The sequence below is a fragment of the Leptolinea tardivitalis genome, from assembly GCF_001050275.1.
GTDB classification, from domain to species: Bacteria; Chloroflexota; Anaerolineae; order Anaerolineales; family Anaerolineaceae; genus Leptolinea; species Leptolinea tardivitalis.
Window position 1 is genome coordinate 166,616 of record NZ_BBYA01000010.1, and the last position, 17,735, is coordinate 184,350.

Consider the following 17,735-nt stretch of genomic DNA (forward strand, 5'->3'; position numbering starts at 1 on the left):
CGGAGGGATTGATGACAAAGAAAATAACGCGGTCCATTTTGTTGGGTGTTGGTCTGGCAGGTGCTGTTATGGCTGCCTGGCGGATCGTTTCTCGGATTAAGCCGCTGCCCTGCCCGCCGTGGTTAAGTTGGATGCTGGAAAATCCACTTACTCGCGGAATGAACGCCGATCTCTTGATCAAACGGGCAGGCCTGAAGAGAGGAATGCGGGTTCTGGATGCCGGTTGTGGCGCCGGCCGTATCACAGTGCCAGCCGCAACTATGGTTGGGGAAACGGGTGAAGTAATTGCCCTGGATATTCAACCCGCCATGCTGGAAATGACTCGTAACCGGGTAAAAGCTGCCGGTCTGGAAAATGTTCGTTATATGCTTGTCCCCCTGGGTGAAAACATGATCCCCGAAAATCGGTTTGACCGCGCTTTTCTTGTCACTGTTTTAGGCGAGATTCCTGACCGCCTTGCTGCCATGAAAGAAATTGCTGCTTCTCTTAAGCCCGGCGGAATCCTTTCAGTCACAGAAATGCTGCCTGATCCACATTATCAATCTATAAGGACCGTCCGACTGCTGGCACATCAGGCCGGGTTGGTGGAAACCCGTGTGTTTGGCAATACCATGATTTATACATTGAACCTCCGGAAACCAATTCCAGCCGGTTAACGGGTTTCATTGCTTTTGTTAAAAAGGCAACAGGCTGATTACCCGTTGCCTTTTTTAACGAAAATAAAGGATGTACTTTATCCGAATTTCGGTTACTATTACTCTTCATCATGGAGAGAACCCTGAATACTGAGATTAACCTTTTTTTACCCACCTCGCCTGAAGAATTGACGGCACGCGGCTGGGATTACTGTGATGTGGTCTTGGTATCAGGTGACAGTTATATTGACAGCCCATTTATTGGAGCGGCTGTCATTGGCCGGGTTCTGGAAAAAGCTGGTTTCAGGGTGGGAATCATTGCCCAACCGGATACCACGACAGGATCAGATATCACCCGGCTGGGGGAACCCCGTCTCTTCTGGGGAGTTACCGGCGGCAGTGTAGATTCGATGGTGGCCAATTACACAGCCACGAAAAAACGCCGGAAAAACGATGATTACACCCCCGGCGGTGAGAACACCCGACGGCCTGACCGTGCTGTTATAACCTATACGAATTTGATTCGCCGATTTTATAAGAATACCCGCCCCATCGTTCTGGGAGGGATCGAAGCCTCCCTGCGCCGCGTGCCCCATTATGATTACTGGTCCAATTCGGTGCGGCGTTCCATATTGTTTGATGCCAAAGCCGATTTCATTCTCTATGGAATGGCAGAAAAATCTGTCGTTGAACTGGCGTCTGCTCTGGCTGCAGGCTCAGGAATCACGAACATTAAGGGACTGAGTTATATCAGCCATGATCTTCCATCCGGTGATTCTCTCGAATTACCCGCTTATGAAGATATTGTTGCAGATAAACTGGCATTTATCCGTATGTTCCATGATTTTTACCAAAATAATGATCCTCTCACAGCCCGCCGCCTGGTGCAGCGTCATGGAGACCGCTACCTGGTACAAAATCCGCCCGCACCTTACCTGTCTCAGCAAGAATTGGATGAAGCTGCGGGACTGCCATATCAGCGCAGGCAGCATCCCTATTATGAAAAACAGGGAGCGGTAAGAGCTCTGGAAACCATTCAATTCTCCATTAATACCCATCGCGGCTGCTACGGGGAATGTAATTTTTGCGCCATTGCCGTGCATGAAGGCCGCACCGTCCGCTGGCGGAGTATCGATTCCATCAAAAAAGAAGCCGAAACCCTGACCCGGCATCCTGATTTCAAAGGCATCATCCAGGATGTTGGCGGACCCACAGCCAACATGTACGGATTTGAATGCCGGAAGAAGCTGGCTAAAGGAGTCTGTTCTGATAAACGCTGCCTGTATCCTGTAGATTGTTCCGTACTGAAGCCAGACCATCAAATGCAGATCAAGCTCCTTAAAACACTTCGGGCAGTTTCCGGTGTGAAAAAAGTATTTGTTGCTTCAGGTATCCGGTATGATCTGATCCAGGCCGACGGTACCCATGGCAGAGCCTACCTGCAGGAAATTGTGGAGCATCATGTTTCCGGTCAACTGAAAGTCGCCCCGGAACATACAGAAGATCATATCCTGGCGAAAATGGGCAAACCGGGCAGGGCCAGTTTGTTGCAATTCAAAAAGGATTTTGATCTGCTCACAGCGCAGGTTGGCAAAAAGCAATTCCTCACGTATTATCTGATTGCCGCCCATCCCGGCTGCACCGATGAAGATATGCGCCATTTAAAACGGTTTGCCAGTCAAGAATTGCATATCTCACCGGAACAGGTGCAAATCTTTACCCCCACACCTTCTACGTATTCCAGTTTGATGTATTACACAGAAATGGATCCGTTTACCCTGAAACCGCTGTTTGTCGAAAAAGACACACTCCGAAAAGAACGGCAGAAAATGATCGTGGTAGAAAAACCGGCCAACCAACCCGGCCGCACCTTCGCGGCGGGCAGAAAGAATGGAAAGAAATCATGAGTTTTCGATTATTTGCCATCACAGCCCCCGGGCTGGAACCTTTTACCACGGCTGAACTGGCATCATTGGGAATCACAGCCAATCCGCCGGTCACATTTGCCGCCCGCGGAGAACCCAAAGAAGAAATCGGCGGGGTGGAATTTGACGCCAGTCAGGCAGACTTGTACCGGACGAACCTTTTACTTCGGACGGCCAACCGCATTGTTTACCGGTTGGGAGAATTTACCGCCGTTTCGTTTCCGGAGCTGCGTAAAAAAGCAGCCCGCCTTCCGTGGGAAACCATCCTGCAGCCGGGTCAACCGGTGGCTGTACGGGTCACCTGCCATAAATCAAAACTTTACCATTCAGACGCTGTGGCGGAACGGGTAGCTGGTGCCATCGGAGACTTTTTTGGCAAACCCGCACCCATGAAAAAATTCAATGAAAACAGCCGCCCGCTGCCACAGCTTATTTTGGTGCGGTTCAACCATGATACCTGTACGATCAGTGCCGACACATCCGGCGAGTTGCTTCACCGCAGAGGATACCGTCTGGAGACCGCTAAAGCGCCGCTGCGTGAAACCCTGGCTGCCGGTCTCATCATGGCATCCGGCTGGGATGGGCGGTCGCCATTACTTGATCCATTTTGCGGTTCTGGAACCCTGGCAATCGAAGCAGCACTTTATGCCCGGCGAATTGCTCCCGGTAAAAATCGCCGGTTTGCTTTTATGGATTGGCCTGGATTTGACAAGAAGAAATGGGAGCACCAGCTTGCCCGGGCTAATTCGCTGGAAATTCGCTCACCGGTCACAATTCTGGCGTCAGACCGGGATGCCGGCGCCATCCAGATTGCCCGCAGTAATGCGGAGCGGGCTGGAGTGCTGGACCTGATTCAGTTTGATTGCCTTGCGGTTTCGGCCATACAACCGCCCAATCAGGCCGGCTGGGTGGTTACAAATCCACCGTATGGCGTGAGGGTCAGCCCGGATAAGGATTTACGAGATTTGTATGCTCGGTTTGGAGATGTCCTCCGCCGCCAGTGCCCTGACTGGAACACAGGCGTGCTATGTTCTAATGATCTGCTGATCGGTCAAATGCATATTCCGTTATTGGAGAAAATCCATCTGACAAACGGAGGGCTGCCCGTCAGTTTCTATCGTGGAAAAGTGCAATCCCTTTAACCGAGATGTTTTTGATATATCATTTAGAATATGCAATTTTCATACGAGATGTCTTATCAAAAATGTAAGGACTCAATACCGATTCCATTGCTAAAATAGTCACAGACGAATACACGCATTGTCCATCATTCCAGAAAGAAGGGGTTGAAATTGGCTACTTCAAGAACTCAGCTTATGGTAGATCGTTTGAACCAGATGCAATCGTCCTCACCGGATATTGAAGCATCTGCCGTAGTGAGCGTTGACGGCCTGACTATCGCATCAGCGCTTCCACATGGTGTTGAAGAAGACCGTGTCTCTGCTATGTCCGCTGCTATGCTTTCGTTGGGTGAAAGAATCGCCGGAGAATTGGGACGCGGTTCACTGGAACAAATCTATATTAAAGGAGACATGGGCTTTGTTGTCCTGATGTCTGTCGGAAATGATGCTGTATTGACTGTTCTGGCGCGGGAACAGGCGAAACTTGGCCTGATCTTTCTGGATATCCGCCGGGCAGCAGAAGATCTTTCCAAACTGATTTAAACCCAAACTAACTATGGAATCTCTACCGAAAAGTGGTCTTTATTATCCCAATAATTTAGCCCGCATCACTTTGCTTGCCCTGGAAGATGTTATGGGGACAAACGGCGTCAATGCGCTATTAAATCTGGCCAATCATCGAGAGTTGATCGGCAACTTTCCACCCGATAACATGGAGGCACAGTTCGATTTTGCCGACCTATCGGGTATCATCGGCAGTCTGGATGATATGTATGGGGCACGCGGCAGTCGTGTTCTAGCCCTTCGGGCAGGAATAGCTACATTTGACGAAACTCTTAAAAATATTGGTGAAGCTGTGGATGTAAAAGACGAGAGTTTTGTTGCCATGCCAATCGTCGAGAAAATGCGGGTCGGACTGTCTCTTGTAGGTATCACCTTCACACAATCCACAAAGAACATTCCAACCATCAGCGAAGATGACAGTCATTTTATCTATTCGGTTGCCTACTGCCCTATCTGCTGGGGACGAACAACGGCTGAACCTTCCTGCCATATCCTGACTGGTTTATTAAAAGGTGCATTGAAATGGGTTACCCAGGGTACCGAATTTAATGTATCCCAGAATACGGCCCATTCTTGTGGCGCTCCCACATGTGATTTTATTATTCCAAAAGAGCCCGCTTCCTAGCTTGAAGGATAATGTTAAAAAAGAGAAACGGCAGTCCACTCGATGAACTGCCGTTTCTTTTGTTATTTCATGATTTTACTTATTAGCCGGTGTTGGCAGGGGGAGAGTAACAAATGGGCCATTCAATTCACAGACAACAAGATTGTCATAATAAATCACGCCATCAGCATTGAAGTGGGGTTCAAGCCCAATGGTGCCTGCCGGAAAAGGTTCTTTATCTTCATAAACAATCATTTTCTTTCCATCCATCCAGACTTGAATATTTCCATTGTAAAAACTAATCTCAAAATAATGCCACTTCTTCACCGATACTGCAGACCCTGTCCGGCCTACCGGAATGCCATTCCCTGAGTCAAATCGGGTTAAATCCACATATACCTGGGGACCAAAATGGGTAAAGTACCGCACATCTCCCGTATCAAAACTATGGCGCCAGTTCAAGAAAGTAGAAATGGCAGGTTTCCCCTCAAACCAGACTCTGGTACGCCAGACGGCATTATTGAATTTCTGATCAGATTTCAAGTCTGTTGGTGGGGGTTGAACATCCTTGCTTCCACTCGCAGCGATCACAAAGTTTCCCGGTTCATCCGGTTTTTCCATGACCGACCAACCCATTGCACCGGCATCAATTTCTGGCCAATTATCCGCTATCTTATCCTGTAGATCTTCTATATAGACTGGAGTCTCTCCAGGACCGCAGGCGGATGAGGTTTTTATGCCGTATGGTTCTTCCTCCAATTTGAAAATGGCGGTGTTTTCTCCCCGATTCAAGATGTAATCTTTTTCAATGGTCTTGTATCCGGGGGCATTGACAATGATTTTATTGCTATCCGAATTGAGGTTGGTCCAAGTAATCTGCCCTTTTTGGTCTGTTTGAATCACAATATCCGATTCGGAAAGGTTTTGGACATTCACCTGCGGCAAGGGATTCCCGCCTTCATCCAGTATTGTCAACACGAAATTAATGGGAACAAGAGTGGCTGTAGGTTCGGGTGTAGCGGTGGGATTGGGAGTTGCTGTAGGTTCGGGTGTAGCAGTCGGTTTTACTACCTCAGCAGGTAAAACAGGCGATTCAGTCGGTATGACGTTGGTTTCTGTCACCGGTTGAGGTGGGGTTTGTGTCGTGCAGGCTGCGAAGGAGACAACCAGGCCGATGGAACAAAACAAAGCCAGAGTGGTTTGTTTCATATGATTCTCCTTCTTTCCATATTTTCAAGGTGCATTCATAAGATCTATCTATATGGATTGTATTCCGGTAAAAAATTGAATTCAATCCTCAATCTGTCAACCTGTTGTAATCGAATCAAATAAGGATATGATGGTATCAAGAAAAGCATAGGAAGGAATATATGGGGATATCTGATCACTGGTTATTAGGTGGCCCCGCATATGTTCAATATCGTACCCGGTTGGACTTGCTTGGGCTTTCTGCAAGCGATCCCCAGGTCAAATCTGCGCGGGCAGAGATGCTTCGCATGCCAGAGGTTCAGAATCTGGTATTTTCCCTCCAAGATTGGCCAGGGAAGGTACTCTCAAGTCATAAATCATCCAATCAATCTTTTCACACTCTTAATTTCCTTGCTGATCTTGGATTGACAATTGAAGACCCGGGAATGCCGCCAGTGATCGACAAAATTCTCGCGACAGCCTCACCTGAAGGACCTTTCCGTTTGACCATGAACATCGGTGCATCTCACGGAGGCCATGGCATAGACACCGGAGCCTGGGCTCTTTGCGATGCCCCCAACTTGATTTATGCATTGATAAAAATGGGTTTGCGGTATGATCCAAAAGTGGAGAAGGCTGCATCCTATCTGATACACCTGGTTGAGGATTTCGGCTGGCCTTGTGGTGTCTCTCAAGAGTTGGGAAGTTTTCACGGGCCGGGGAAAAAGACGGATCCATGCCCATACGCCACCCTTGTAATGTTGAAGGTGATGGGACTTGATCCAATCTGGCGCAATGACCCGGCTGCGTCTGCCGGAGTTCGGGCTCTGTTAAAACTATGGCAGGAACGGCGCAATCAGCATCCTTACATTTTTTATATGGGCACTGATTTTTGTAAATTAAAGGCGCCGTTGATCTGGTATGACATCGTTCATGTGCTCGATGTGCTTTCGTTTTTTCCTGCAGCCATCCATGATCCCCGGTATCAGGAAATGCTCCAACTGGTCAGAGAAAAAGAGCAGCCAGAAGGATGCTTCATCCCTGAATCGGTGTATATTCCATACAGAGAATGGGATTTCGGTCAGAAAAAGCAGCCATCATATTGGTTGACTTTTTTAATCCAGCGGATTTTCCACCGATCTTCACTTTCTATATCTGATTAACGTGAAGATAGGAGAATCATGACGGCTTTAGAGGAAATCGCGATTGCGATGGGGCGGCGTGACGAGATACCCAATCAGCAGCTGGCCAAAAAGCTGGTTGCCAGTCAGGATACAGCTGGAATAAAAGAATTGGCAGATCATCTGCATGACCGGAATTCTGATGTTGCCAGCGATTGCCTGAAGACGCTGTATGAAATTGGAATGATTGCCCCGACTTTCATTGAAGACTACGCCGATGAATTCCTCAAGTTGCTGCGTTCAAAAAACAATCGTATGGTCTGGGGAGCGATGATCTCACTGACCACAATTGCCGCTCAAAAAGCAGATACTCTTTTTCCTCATATCGATTTGATCATCAAAACCACCCGCGAAGGTTCTGTGATCACCACAGATAACGGGATTAAAACACTCGCATTAATCGGATCGGCCAGTTCAGATTATCGGTCGGCGGTATTTCCATTCTTGATCGAGCATTTAAGTACCTGCCGGCCGAAATCGGTGCCTCAACATGCAGAACATATTTTTGCTTCCGTAGATTCCATCAACAAAGCGGACTATATCCGGGTGCTGCAAAGCCGGTTGACAGATCTAAACGGAACTGGTCTGGCAAGAGTAAGAAAGCTAATTAAGAATACCGACAGAATATCGTCATAAAGAAGACGGCCGGGTTCAATTCAAAACCCGGCCGTCTTTCATCTATCATCAGCATCCGGCACAGTAGCGCGAGTCCACCACCCGGGTGACATATGGTTTGATCGCCTTCAATAATTGTTTTTCTTCCACGCCCTCTATTCGCATGACCAATTGTGATGTCTTGCTATCTTCACCGAGGAAGGAACCCATAGAGAGTATATTTCCGCCATTTTCATAAATCGCCTGCGACAGCCTGGCAATAATACCGGGACCTTTGGCCGTTTCAACAGTCAGACGCAGGCCGGCTTCACGGGCGCCAAATACCTCAAGGAAAGCTTTAAAGATATCCGTTTCCGTGATAATACCAACAACACTCTCACCGCGGACAACCGGCATCCCACCAATTTTATGGTCAGACATAATACGGGCGGCTTCTTCCAATGGCATATCTTCCGTCACCGTGAAAACATCACGGGTCATGATTTTTTCAATCGGGAAAGAGCTTAACAGGGATTTGATTTCCCAGACACTCAGGGAGGTAGCCGCGGAAGGAGAAGCTTTGAGCAAATCCAATTCCGTTACGATGCCCACAAGGTTCCCTGTTTGATCAACCACCGGAAGTCGGCGGATGTGCTCTTTGGTCATCAGGGACAGGGCTTCATCAAGAGACGTTTTTGGACCTATTGTGATCACAGGGTGTTTCATGCGGGATCCTACGAACATGGCAATCTCCTTTTGTTTCGGATATTGAATTACTAACATTGTATATTACATTGAGTTTATATGAAATTGATTGGAATCGCTTGAATGGATATAATCTTTATTATAGATTTTTAAGCCTGTATCCCGGAGGTTGTGTTTCAGGCTCTACCAGGAAAATAATGGAGCAGAATGACACAAAATACAATAACCCGTCGGGAATTTATTAAAGGCAGTCTCAGTCTTTTGGGTGCCGTTTCCATAGGTCGGGTGGTTGACCTTTCACATCTCCCCAATCCTGCACCCGAACAAGAGACTCTTCCACAGGCTGTGGCAGCAAAAGGATCTGACCTGCATACCCCTGCAGAAATTTTAGAAACCGCGCTGGATGGTCTGGGTGGAATAAAGCGGTTTGTTAAATCTGGACAGGTAGTAGCAATAAAACCAAATGCCACCTGGGCATTTGCCCCACACACAGCCTCGTCTACTGACCCAGATCTCTTGCGGGCATTAATTGAGCAGGTGAAAGAAGCAGGTGCATCAAGGATTATCGTTATGGATCACTGCTCGGTTGAACCTGGAACAGCACAGGCTCTTAAGGCCAATCTTCTGGGGACAGTGGTGGAAGAAACCGGAGTGGAAGGGCTTTTTCCAGACCGGTATCTGGCGCCAAAAGAAACGTATACCACCATTGAGCTGCCGCAAGGTCATGCCTTTAAAAAAATAGGGGTAATAAAAGCCGCTGTGGAAGCCGATGTGCGTATTAATATGGGGCTGGCAAAGAGCCACAGTGTAACCCGAATGACGCTTTCATTGAAGCACATGATGGGCTTTTTACAATCACCATCTGGCCTGCATACCAATCTTCATAAAGGTATCGCTGATATCAATACACCGTCACAGATTAAAGCTGACCTTCATATTCTCGAAGCCCTGTATATTCGCACTGCCTATGGTGATTATGTCACCTGTGGCGGACCCGAAACGGTGGAGACCAATCCGTATGTGGTGAAGCGAAGGAATCAGATTATTGCCGGTGTAGATCCCGTTTTGATTGATGCGTATGCATGCAGCACATTTTATGACATCAATCCCGCCGAACTGGCTCATTTGAAAAACGCCGCCGACTGGGGTATCGGCGATCTTGAAATTGAAGCGGCAAAGACCAGCGGTAAATTCAAAATTTTTAATGTGGGTGAAGTACCTGTCAAAGAACCGGAAGCTGTCCCCACAGAAGAATTATCAACCAAACCAGATGACCAACCGGGTGAATTGCGCACCAATCCAACCGGTATTCCTCTGCCAGAAGTTGAAGTACCCTCAAACACTCCAATCCAGATTGCGGCCAGTCCAAATTGCCAGACGGCAGCCAATCCCAATACCTTGTTGGATAAAGCTCTGATCCCGGCGTCTCTGGTGCTGGTCGGTGCCGGATTGGTAGCATCCAGGAAAAAACCGAAATCCAACGCACCCGACAATAAGGATCAGCCTTTTGATGAGTAATGTTCCGAAGAACACCATCGGTCGAGTAAGGATCGGACGAAGGTTGGTTCAAACCGGGTTTCTGCTTCTGTTTCTTTTCCCCTGGCTGCCGGTTCTCCTCCACCGATTGTATGGAAAAGAAACACAGCCAATGACCTCATGGTTACTGCCTTTTGATGTTCTATTGAATGGGTCAAAAGCCCTGCATGGTGAATTTGCCTGGATTGTTGCCGGAGCCGCCCTGTTTGTGGCAGCCGGATCATGGGTTCTGGGTCGCTCGTTCTGTGGTTGGATTTGCCCGATAGGGACAATTCTGGATTGGATCAGGCCTTTGTTTTTCTGGCAGCGAAAAAAAACTGTCAGACCATCTGCTAAGAACAGCCGATTACGGTTCAGGATACTGGTATTCGTTCTTGTTGCAGCATTCCTGTCACTTCAGTTTACCGGATGGCTGGACCCGCTGGTTATTTTCAACCGAACAGTCTCTGCCATTATCACCAATCTTGCCATCTTTGATCTGTCAAATTTACGCATATTGCCCTTTACTGGCTTTCTCCTCTTCGCTGTCATTGTGATTCTGGAATTTCTTCAACCGAGGTTTTGGTGTAGAAACGTGTGCCCGTTTGGCGCATTGATCAGCCTGCCGGCACATTTCAGTCTGATGAATCGCAGGGTGACCAATGACTGCACATATTGCGGAGAATGCCGGAATATGTGCCCCATGCGGGCGATAGGTCCTGAACCTCACGAAACACGATATGCCGATTGCACCTTTTGCCTGGATTGCGAAGCCGCCTGCCCGAACCAGGGGATCTCATTTGGTTTTGGAAAGCTGGCTTCTTCTCGATGGAAAAAAATCCCACCGACCGATGGGATGAAGGATCAGCCTATAACAGGTTCATATGAAGAGACAGGCAGTATGGTGCCTGGAACCATTTCCCGTCGGAGAGTTCTGGAACTGGTGGCGGCTGGCGGCGTGGGATTGGCCGCCGCACCTGCCTTGAATTTACTCAGGCCTCAAACTGGACTGGTTCGCCCACCGGGTGCACTACCTGAAGCACAGTTCACTCAAACATGTATTTCCTGCCAGGAATGCATTCGCATCTGCCCGAGTCAGGCGCTTCGTCCGGCGCTTTTCGAAGGCGGATTAACTTCCATTGGCACACCATATCTGTCACCCCGACAGGGTGCCTGTTCTTTCAATCCAAGCTGCCCTCAATTATGCGCCCAGGTTTGCCCGGTGGGTGCCATTCGATCGATACCGGTACATAAAATGAAAACCGGAATCGCCCGGGTCAACCATAACACGTGCCTTGCCTGGGACCAGGGTGTGAAATGTCTGGTTTGTGTTGAAGCCTGCCTATCGGACGCAGCCAAATCAGAAAATGGACGTGTTATTGTAAATGCGGAAAAATGTACAGGTTGCGGCCGATGCGAAAGCGGCTGCCCTGTTCCAGGAAGTGCCATCAAAGTTTACCCGCTCTAATTAATTCTATACGAAAGTAAAGCGCCGTCTTTTCCGGCTAATAGCAGGTGCTTTCCGGATTTCATCGGGCCAGCCGCGATCCAATCGCCTGTATTGATTACTGTTTTAATCTGCCCGGCGGCCGTATCCATTACATATAAATTGGACTGCGAAATGCCCGAGAAGTAAAGCTGTTCATTAATTAAAACCGGAGTGCTGCGCACCGGAACGGGAATTTCTACCTGCCAGAGCTTTTCTCCTGACTTAAGATCAACCGCAGCGGCTGACTGGCCAATGGAAAAAATATATGCCCTGTCATTATCCACTACGGGATTTGAATAAATGCTATCAGACATGGAAAACTGCCAGAAGTAATCCTTGCCATTCAATGCCAGGGCATACACCCGGCTGTCATTGGTTGCCACAAGTATCCGGTCTGACACAACAACCGGTTGAGCTTCAAGGCTGCCAGGAAGACGGGCAGGTTTTATCCATAGCGCTTCACCTGTGTTTCGATTTAACGAATGGACAGTTCCAGCCGTGGTTGCAACATACAGCGTTTCCCCATCAACAGCCACAGGAGCGAGAATGGGGCTTTCGGCATCCGCCTGCCAACGGACAGAACCATTCGCCAGATCAATGGCAGCCAGTTGACCTTCATATGAACCGACGTACAGTAAGCCGTTTTTTGCAACCGGACTGGCATATATGGCGCCCTTCAGATGAGTTTCCCAAATTATTTTCCCATCAGAACGGCGCAATGCGGTCAGCGCCCCCGATTCACAGCCCACAAAAACAGCGGATGACGTCAACGATGGCGGTGATGTGATAACCTTTTCTGTGGAGATGGACCAGAGAATCGATCCATTTGTTATATCCACGAGAGCTACATGCCCTGCGCGATAAGAGACTACCACAGCCTGTTCATCAGCCGTCAGTCCGACTGGTTCTTCATGGTTGAGCATCTGGATCCAGTCCAGTTTCACGTTTTCCGACTCTCCCGGTGAAAGATCGGCAGGCTCAATTTTCAGAGCATTTCGATCTGCCTCAGGGATTAGCTGAAACAAGTAATACGCCTCACGCAATCGGCCCTGTTTTTGATAAAGAGGGATCAATTTTCTTGTGGCCGAAAAATTCAAAGGATCTGAATCAATTGATTGGCGATATGCCAGAAGTGCTTCGCTGACGCGATCATCCGCCAGAAGCCTGTCAGCTTCATATTCCAAACGCTGGGAATCCGTTTGAAAAAGAAAAGGCGAGCAGGCTGTCAGCCAGGCCAATATCACTACGACGGAGAAGATTTTAGAGAGGTTATTCATCTTTATCTATTTAATGATAGTATGGAACCGATTTTTTCGTCAAAAATAGCTGTTATAATCGATGCCAGAACCCATTGTGAAGAAAAGGTCAGAGAAGATGAAAACGATTAAAATCACTGGCACCATTGCCATCATTGGAACAATTTCAGGATTGCTCCTATCTGCCTGTGGTGCTGCTGCTCCTGCTACTCCAACATCAGATCCTGGAGCCGTGTATACGATGGCAGCAGCTACTGTTCAGGCTCAATTAACTCAGGCAGCAGCGGCTAATCCGACAGCCGTTCCACCAACCAACACACCTGAGCCCTCTCCTACAACTCCACCTGTTCCGACAGAAGCTCCCACCCAGGAAGTTGCCCAGCAGCCAACTGCCCCGTTTGGCGGAAATGCCCTGGCTACTGCACTTCCAACTGTTGCCAACAATTTGAACCCCAATCTCGCACCAACCCGTGCCGGTTCAGCTGTTGAAGGTTTTCAGGCTGGTGATGTCGCTCAATTCCAGTACAGTATTCCTGCCGACGGCACTGTATTTGCGCCGGGTGAATTTTTCCAGATTGAAGTCGGTCTGAAGAATGTGGGTAGTGTAACATGGACCACAGACTACACGCTGAAATTCGCCTATGGAGATCAAATGTCTGGTGTCACTTCGGTTCCTCTGAAAAAAGCAGTCAAACCAGGTGAAAAAGCCATCTTCAATATTGACCAGCATGCTCCGGGAACTCCAGGCAAAAAATATACAACCCACTGGGTTTTAACCACCCAGTCAGGGCTGGCCGTAGCAAACGGTGAAGTTTACGTGATGATCGTAGTCAAATAAGTAAAAAAGCGCCGGATAAACCGGCGCTTTTTTTGCTTGACGGTCTGCAATGGACATGGTATATTAATCGGACACACGATGCGGGGTAGAGCAGAGGCAGCTCGTCGGGCTCATAACCCGGAGGTCAGTGGTTCGAATCCACTCCCCGCTACTAGGAAGGAACCAGAGTACTATGTACTCTGGTTTTTCGTTAACCCGGCGTACTGCGGTTGAATTTTTCTCAGAATCGGAGGATTTTTCAATGAACCGCAGTACTCTAAGCTCGTCAAAAAAACGGATTTCCATTCCCATATCCAAAGCCATCGATGGCTTCATGAAATTTAAGGTAGCAGAGGGGTTAAGTAAACGCACGATCGACTCCTATGAATTCTATCTAAACCAATGGATGGAACATGTCGGAGATCAGGATGTTGCCAAAGTCACGGCGTCCGATCTCACCAATTACATCGCCTGGATGCGTACCGAGTACAAACCGCGACGATGGAACGGGAACAAAGATCCCCTCTCGGCCAAATCGCTGCGCAACGTCTACATTGCCTTGCGATCTTTCTACACCTGGTTGCACAAAGAGTTCAAAATCCCCAGCCCCTTTGTCGACATCACCCCGCCCAAGTTTCCGCAGCATATCATTCAGACTTTTTCCAAAGAGGACATTGAAAAGCTGATCAAGGCCTGCGTCTACTCGCGTGAAGCTCAGACGGATGACCGGAAGGCTTTTGTCATGCGTCGACCCAGCGCCAACCGTGACCAGGCCATTGTCTTGACCTTGCTGGACACTGGTCTGCGTGCCACCGAACTTTGCTCGCTGACCGTCGAGGACGTGGATTTGAAAACCGGTAAAGTGAATATCCGCCACGGGATTAGCGGCGGTGCAAAGGGTGGAAAAGGCCGGGTCACTTACCTGGGTAAAGTTGCCCGCAAAGCTGTCTGGCGCTACCTGGCTACCCGGGAAGATGGAGATGATCCCAAGGCTCCCCTCTTCATCAGCGCTGGTGACCGCCCATTTAACCGCAACAGCCTGCGCATCCTGATCCGGCGTTTGGGTGAACGAGCTGAGATTGCTCATGTTCATCCACATAAATTTCGCCACACCTTCGCCATCACCTATTTGCGTTCGGGTGGGGATGTCTTCACGCTTCAATCGCTGCTGGGACATGGCTCGTTGGATATGGTGCGCCACTATGCCCAAATTGCAGAGGTAGACGTGGAGAACGCGCATCGTAAGGCCAGCCCAGTGGATAATTGGAGACTGTAACCGGCTGTTCATTGGGTCAATTTCCCGGCAATGAAGACCAGGGCACGGCCCAGGCTTTCTTTGCCTAAACTGCTGAGGTAGACTTCAACTTCATCTCCTGCAAGAGGTACCTTATCATCCGGCCTGGACACTGCCCTACCTGACAGCCCAGCGATACGGTCCTGAACATCCGAGGACAACATAGGCGCGTAGGTGCTGTCGGTGATTTCGATGCTATCGTGCATCAGGTTCATGGAAACGGCTTTATAGTCGGCCATCGTCTGAGCGTGCAGTAAACCGAAAACTGCGTGTCCATGCCGGAATTTATGCGGCGACTTAAAATCCAATTTCGCCAGGGAGAACAATAATTTCAAGCGTTTTTCCAGCCCGTTCAAGCGGCATTTACCAGGCTCTTCATTAGAAAGGCTTTGTTCTCCCCAATAGTGTTCGATGGGCGCATACCAGGGGGTAGTCGATGGCAGAGCGGGTCGGACAATCGCATCCCAACGGCGTACGGATACAAGCAGGTCTGGAATATTTAAAAGGAAGGTGGTAGCTTTCTTGCTGTTTTTGGTATGGACGCCCAGCTCCGGCCACTGGCGAACGGTCAGGTTTTCAAGATCAAGAGCTGAGATGGGTAGGGTCACAAAGGCGCTGCCGCGCATTCCGGAGAGGAACAGAAGGGCTGCAGCAGCCTGATCTCGCAATAGCGCCAGGTCATCCTGTGCGGCAGGGTATGCGATTAATTGCCTTACTTCTTCCTCGGATACAAACACATTCTCTGTGGTAACCTGGGGCTGGCGGATCATTCTGAGCGTATCGATCCAGGCCAACGGCAAGTTATTCAGTTCGCGTGGATAGGTTGCCTTTGCCCAGCGAAAAAAGCGCTTGCTGGTGTCCAGAATTTTCTTTTGGGTGCATCCTGCCAGAGTACCTTTTCCATCTTTTCCCGGCAAACTTGCCAGGTAACTGGGAAGGGTTGGGCGAATGTCCTGGACTGTTTTAAAATCTTTCTCCCCCGCCCAAAGAAGTAAATGGCGCAAATAAAAGCGGTAGCGATCCAAGGATGCCGGGTTCAGTTGCATCACTTCCTGGAGATAGGTAAGATGTTTGCGAGTCTTAAGATAATTCTGTCGTTCGATCATACCGATCTCCGCGATTGATGATATGCCCACATTGAGGGCACTTTCCTCTTATATGGATTAACTTACCTTTGATATGGCGTACTTCGGGTGACTGGAGCTGGGTGATTTGATTGCAATGCATGCAATACCCCTCACCGGCTGTCAACTTGCGATGCGTTCTTGGCTTTTGCTGGGCCTTAACCCAGGCGGCAAAACTTTCGCCATTAACCCACAAGTGATCCCGGCTATCCCGTTGGTGCGGTGCGCCGGCCACAAGCCAATCCCGCAAGGTGCTATCCGGGATGCCCAATTCCTCACCCAACTCACGCAGGGTGTAGAGCATGGGCAGTAGGCCAGGGGCGCGGACGATGACGAGGTGGGGGATTTTCATTCTACTTGGTGATTCCATCCAACGATTCTCCAATCAATAAAACTAAGTCTGTTAATAATGTCGGTAGGACGTTACCCCGGATTGCCATTCCATTCCGAGGTCAATCCATAAACGGCATTGGACACGACCCGATTGATCTGTTCGATATCTTCGGGAGCCGGAGACAGCGACTGCAATCCACCCATGCCCGTTCGAATCTTGGTGAGGGTCAGGGTCAACTGGTTGGCCAGTTTATTGGCACGTCTGGCATCTTTGCGAACATCGTCCCAGCGATGATTGGGGAAGACGAGTTCAGCGCTGATTTCTTCATCAATGTATGGTTCAACGAATTCATTTTCGTAGGCCGCGACCTGGATCGCCAGGCAGCGCGCCTCAAAACGATTCAGGCAGTGGTGAATGGAATCCAATTGGTCTGAAATATCAAAGGCAGCCGATGCTTCATCCGATAATCCGGCTAGGTAAGTCACAATTTCGGATAAACGGGATAGGTCTTCCTGTAAAGTTACTACCTGGTCATACAGCCGCCGGTTTTGTTTTTTTGTGTGTATATCTAAATAGCAGGTCATTCGTACTCCTTGTCTCACGTCGTTGTGATTAGCATAGCATCCGGAAATACCCTGCTCAAGGTGTTAATATTGACACCTATTTTTTATCCATTTTTTCTGAGATTATTGGTTAGGACTGCTTGCATAATCGTAAAATGTACCCTATAATGAAATAGCACGTTTGTTCTATATTAAATCGAACAGCAAAAACACCGTTACCAACCTTACACATATCATCCTGAAATGATCGTATCAACACATAAACTCCGTTACACCCACTATCCATTTTCCTCTACTCGTAAGCTGTCTACTCCGAGCCGAGGAATCTGTGTTTTAAGAGCCACAGGATAAATCATCCATAGGGGAGGATTTTTTCAATGGCGTTCATCAAGGTTAACAATGAAGAAGGCGATATTCTCAAAATCAACGCTGGGGGTATACAAGGTGATGAGAATTATCTACCTCCGTTATCGGATCCTTATAGATCGGTTGTTGAATACCGTGGTTCGGAATTTACGATCACTGCCAAAGAGCCCCTTCCCGCAGAGATTCAGGCTCCAAAATTATCGTTGAGGGAAAGCGAAGTACTTCAGTATTTGGCTTATGGATTCTCGCCGGATCAAATTGCCGTAAAAATGAAGATTAAGGTCAGAACGGTAAGGAAACATTTAGACAATCTGGAAGCAAAATTCCAAACGAATAGCAGAGATCAATTAATGGCCAGAGCTGGCTACCTACGCCTGTGCAACCCATATCAAATCCCCCCACCGGTCTTGTGTTGATCCCATAAATACCACAATGTTTTTGTGCAAGAGATTATTGCTAT

Annotated in this window: 18 protein-coding genes and 1 tRNA gene; 13 read left to right on the forward strand and 6 right to left on the reverse strand. The window is 48.7% G+C overall.

What is annotated here, in order from left to right; translation table 11 throughout:
- The first annotated feature begins 11 nt into the window (after positions 1 to 11).
- From LTAR_RS10310 to LTAR_RS10330, 5 genes are all read left to right on the forward strand, one after another.
- Positions 12 to 656 carry a class I SAM-dependent methyltransferase gene (locus tag LTAR_RS10310; RefSeq protein WP_062422160.1) on the forward strand — a complete coding sequence of 215 codons (645 nt, stop codon included), beginning with the start codon at positions 12 to 14 and terminating at the stop codon, positions 654 to 656.
- A 110-nt stretch (positions 657 to 766) separates the two neighbouring features.
- Entirely contained in the window at positions 767 to 2,542 is a 1,776-nt protein-coding gene (locus LTAR_RS10315; protein ID WP_062422161.1) for a YgiQ family radical SAM protein, read from the forward strand.
- Positions 2,539 to 3,702: a THUMP domain-containing class I SAM-dependent RNA methyltransferase gene (locus tag LTAR_RS10320; protein ID WP_062422162.1), complete on the forward strand. Its 1,164-nt coding sequence runs from the start codon at positions 2,539 to 2,541 to the stop codon at positions 3,700 to 3,702. Before LTAR_RS10315 ends, LTAR_RS10320 begins: the two co-directional genes overlap by 4 nt.
- 174 nt (positions 3,703 to 3,876) lie before the next feature.
- Positions 3,877 to 4,224: a roadblock/LC7 domain-containing protein gene (locus tag LTAR_RS10325; protein WP_062422163.1), complete on the forward strand. Its 348-nt coding sequence runs from the start codon at positions 3,877 to 3,879 to the stop codon at positions 4,222 to 4,224.
- 13 nt (positions 4,225 to 4,237) lie between these two features.
- Positions 4,238 to 4,870: a 4-vinyl reductase gene (locus LTAR_RS10330; protein ID WP_062422164.1), complete on the forward strand. Its 633-nt coding sequence runs from the start codon at positions 4,238 to 4,240 to the stop codon at positions 4,868 to 4,870.
- A gap of 75 nt (positions 4,871 to 4,945) precedes the next feature.
- Here LTAR_RS10330 and LTAR_RS17270 read toward each other — a convergent pair whose 3' ends face one another.
- A complete protein-coding gene (locus tag LTAR_RS17270; RefSeq protein ID WP_062422165.1) occupies positions 4,946 to 6,058 on the reverse strand; it encodes a 3-keto-alpha-glucoside-1,2-lyase-like domain-containing protein in 1,113 nt (370 codons plus the stop codon).
- 161 nt (positions 6,059 to 6,219) lie between these two features.
- On the opposite strand from LTAR_RS17270, the gene LTAR_RS10340 reads away from it, so the two are divergent.
- Positions 6,220 to 7,200: a hypothetical protein gene (locus tag LTAR_RS10340; protein ID WP_062422166.1), complete on the forward strand. Its 981-nt coding sequence runs from the start codon at positions 6,220 to 6,222 to the stop codon at positions 7,198 to 7,200.
- Between the two features lie 18 nt (positions 7,201 to 7,218).
- Positions 7,219 to 7,854: a hypothetical protein gene (locus tag LTAR_RS10345; protein WP_062422167.1), complete on the forward strand. Its 636-nt coding sequence runs from the start codon at positions 7,219 to 7,221 to the stop codon at positions 7,852 to 7,854.
- A gap of 48 nt (positions 7,855 to 7,902) precedes the next feature.
- Here LTAR_RS10345 and LTAR_RS10350 read toward each other — a convergent pair whose 3' ends face one another.
- Entirely contained in the window at positions 7,903 to 8,556 is a 654-nt protein-coding gene (locus LTAR_RS10350) for a CBS and ACT domain-containing protein (RefSeq protein WP_062422168.1), read from the reverse strand.
- 168 nt (positions 8,557 to 8,724) lie between these two features.
- On the opposite strand from LTAR_RS10350, the gene LTAR_RS10355 reads away from it, so the two are divergent.
- Positions 8,725 to 10,035, forward strand: a complete 1,311-nt coding sequence (locus tag LTAR_RS10355) for a DUF362 domain-containing protein (RefSeq protein ID WP_062422169.1) — start codon at positions 8,725 to 8,727, stop codon at positions 10,033 to 10,035.
- Positions 10,028 to 11,500, forward strand: a complete 1,473-nt coding sequence (locus tag LTAR_RS10360) for a 4Fe-4S binding protein (RefSeq protein ID WP_062422170.1) — start codon at positions 10,028 to 10,030, stop codon at positions 11,498 to 11,500. The genes LTAR_RS10355 and LTAR_RS10360 overlap by 8 nt, the downstream gene beginning before the upstream one ends.
- On the opposite strand, the gene LTAR_RS10365 is transcribed toward LTAR_RS10360, so the two are convergent.
- Positions 11,497 to 12,798 (reverse strand): beta-alanine-activating enzyme beta-propeller domain-containing protein, encoded by a 1,302-nt coding sequence (locus tag LTAR_RS10365; RefSeq protein WP_062422171.1) that lies wholly within the window; start codon positions 12,796 to 12,798, stop codon positions 11,497 to 11,499. The two genes, LTAR_RS10360 and LTAR_RS10365, sit on opposite strands and share 4 nt — an antisense overlap.
- Before the next feature lie 97 nt (positions 12,799 to 12,895).
- On the opposite strand from LTAR_RS10365, the gene LTAR_RS10370 reads away from it, so the two are divergent.
- From LTAR_RS10370 to LTAR_RS10380, 3 genes are all read left to right on the forward strand, one after another.
- Positions 12,896 to 13,615: an NBR1-Ig-like domain-containing protein gene (locus LTAR_RS10370; protein ID WP_158423424.1), complete on the forward strand. Its 720-nt coding sequence runs from the start codon at positions 12,896 to 12,898 to the stop codon at positions 13,613 to 13,615.
- Between the two features lie 79 nt (positions 13,616 to 13,694).
- Positions 13,695 to 13,766: transfer RNA gene (locus LTAR_RS10375), tRNA-Met, on the forward strand.
- Between the two features lie 90 nt (positions 13,767 to 13,856).
- Positions 13,857 to 14,870: a tyrosine-type recombinase/integrase gene (locus tag LTAR_RS10380; protein WP_158423425.1), complete on the forward strand. Its 1,014-nt coding sequence runs from the start codon at positions 13,857 to 13,859 to the stop codon at positions 14,868 to 14,870.
- An 8-nt stretch (positions 14,871 to 14,878) separates the two neighbouring features.
- Here LTAR_RS10380 and LTAR_RS10385 read toward each other — a convergent pair whose 3' ends face one another.
- From LTAR_RS10385 to LTAR_RS10395, 3 genes are read right to left on the reverse strand one after another with little or no spacing between them, the layout of a single operon-like run.
- Complete coding sequence (locus tag LTAR_RS10385) at positions 14,879 to 15,994, reverse strand: tyrosine-type recombinase/integrase (RefSeq protein WP_062422174.1); 1,116 nt, start codon at positions 15,992 to 15,994, stop codon at positions 14,879 to 14,881.
- Entirely contained in the window at positions 15,969 to 16,382 is a 414-nt protein-coding gene (locus LTAR_RS10390) for a hypothetical protein (RefSeq protein ID WP_062422175.1), read from the reverse strand. The genes LTAR_RS10385 and LTAR_RS10390 overlap by 26 nt, the downstream gene beginning before the upstream one ends.
- A 53-nt stretch (positions 16,383 to 16,435) precedes the next feature.
- A complete protein-coding gene (locus LTAR_RS10395) occupies positions 16,436 to 16,930 on the reverse strand; it encodes a hypothetical protein (protein WP_062422176.1) in 495 nt (164 codons plus the stop codon).
- A gap of 356 nt (positions 16,931 to 17,286) precedes the next feature.
- Here LTAR_RS10395 and LTAR_RS10400 point away from each other — a divergent pair, with 356 nt between their 5' ends.
- The gene (locus LTAR_RS10400) at positions 17,287 to 17,691 is read left to right on the forward strand and encodes a helix-turn-helix transcriptional regulator (RefSeq protein ID WP_062422177.1); all 405 of its coding nucleotides are present in this window, start codon (positions 17,287 to 17,289) and stop codon (positions 17,689 to 17,691) included.
- Positions 17,692 to 17,735 lie beyond the last annotated feature (44 nt).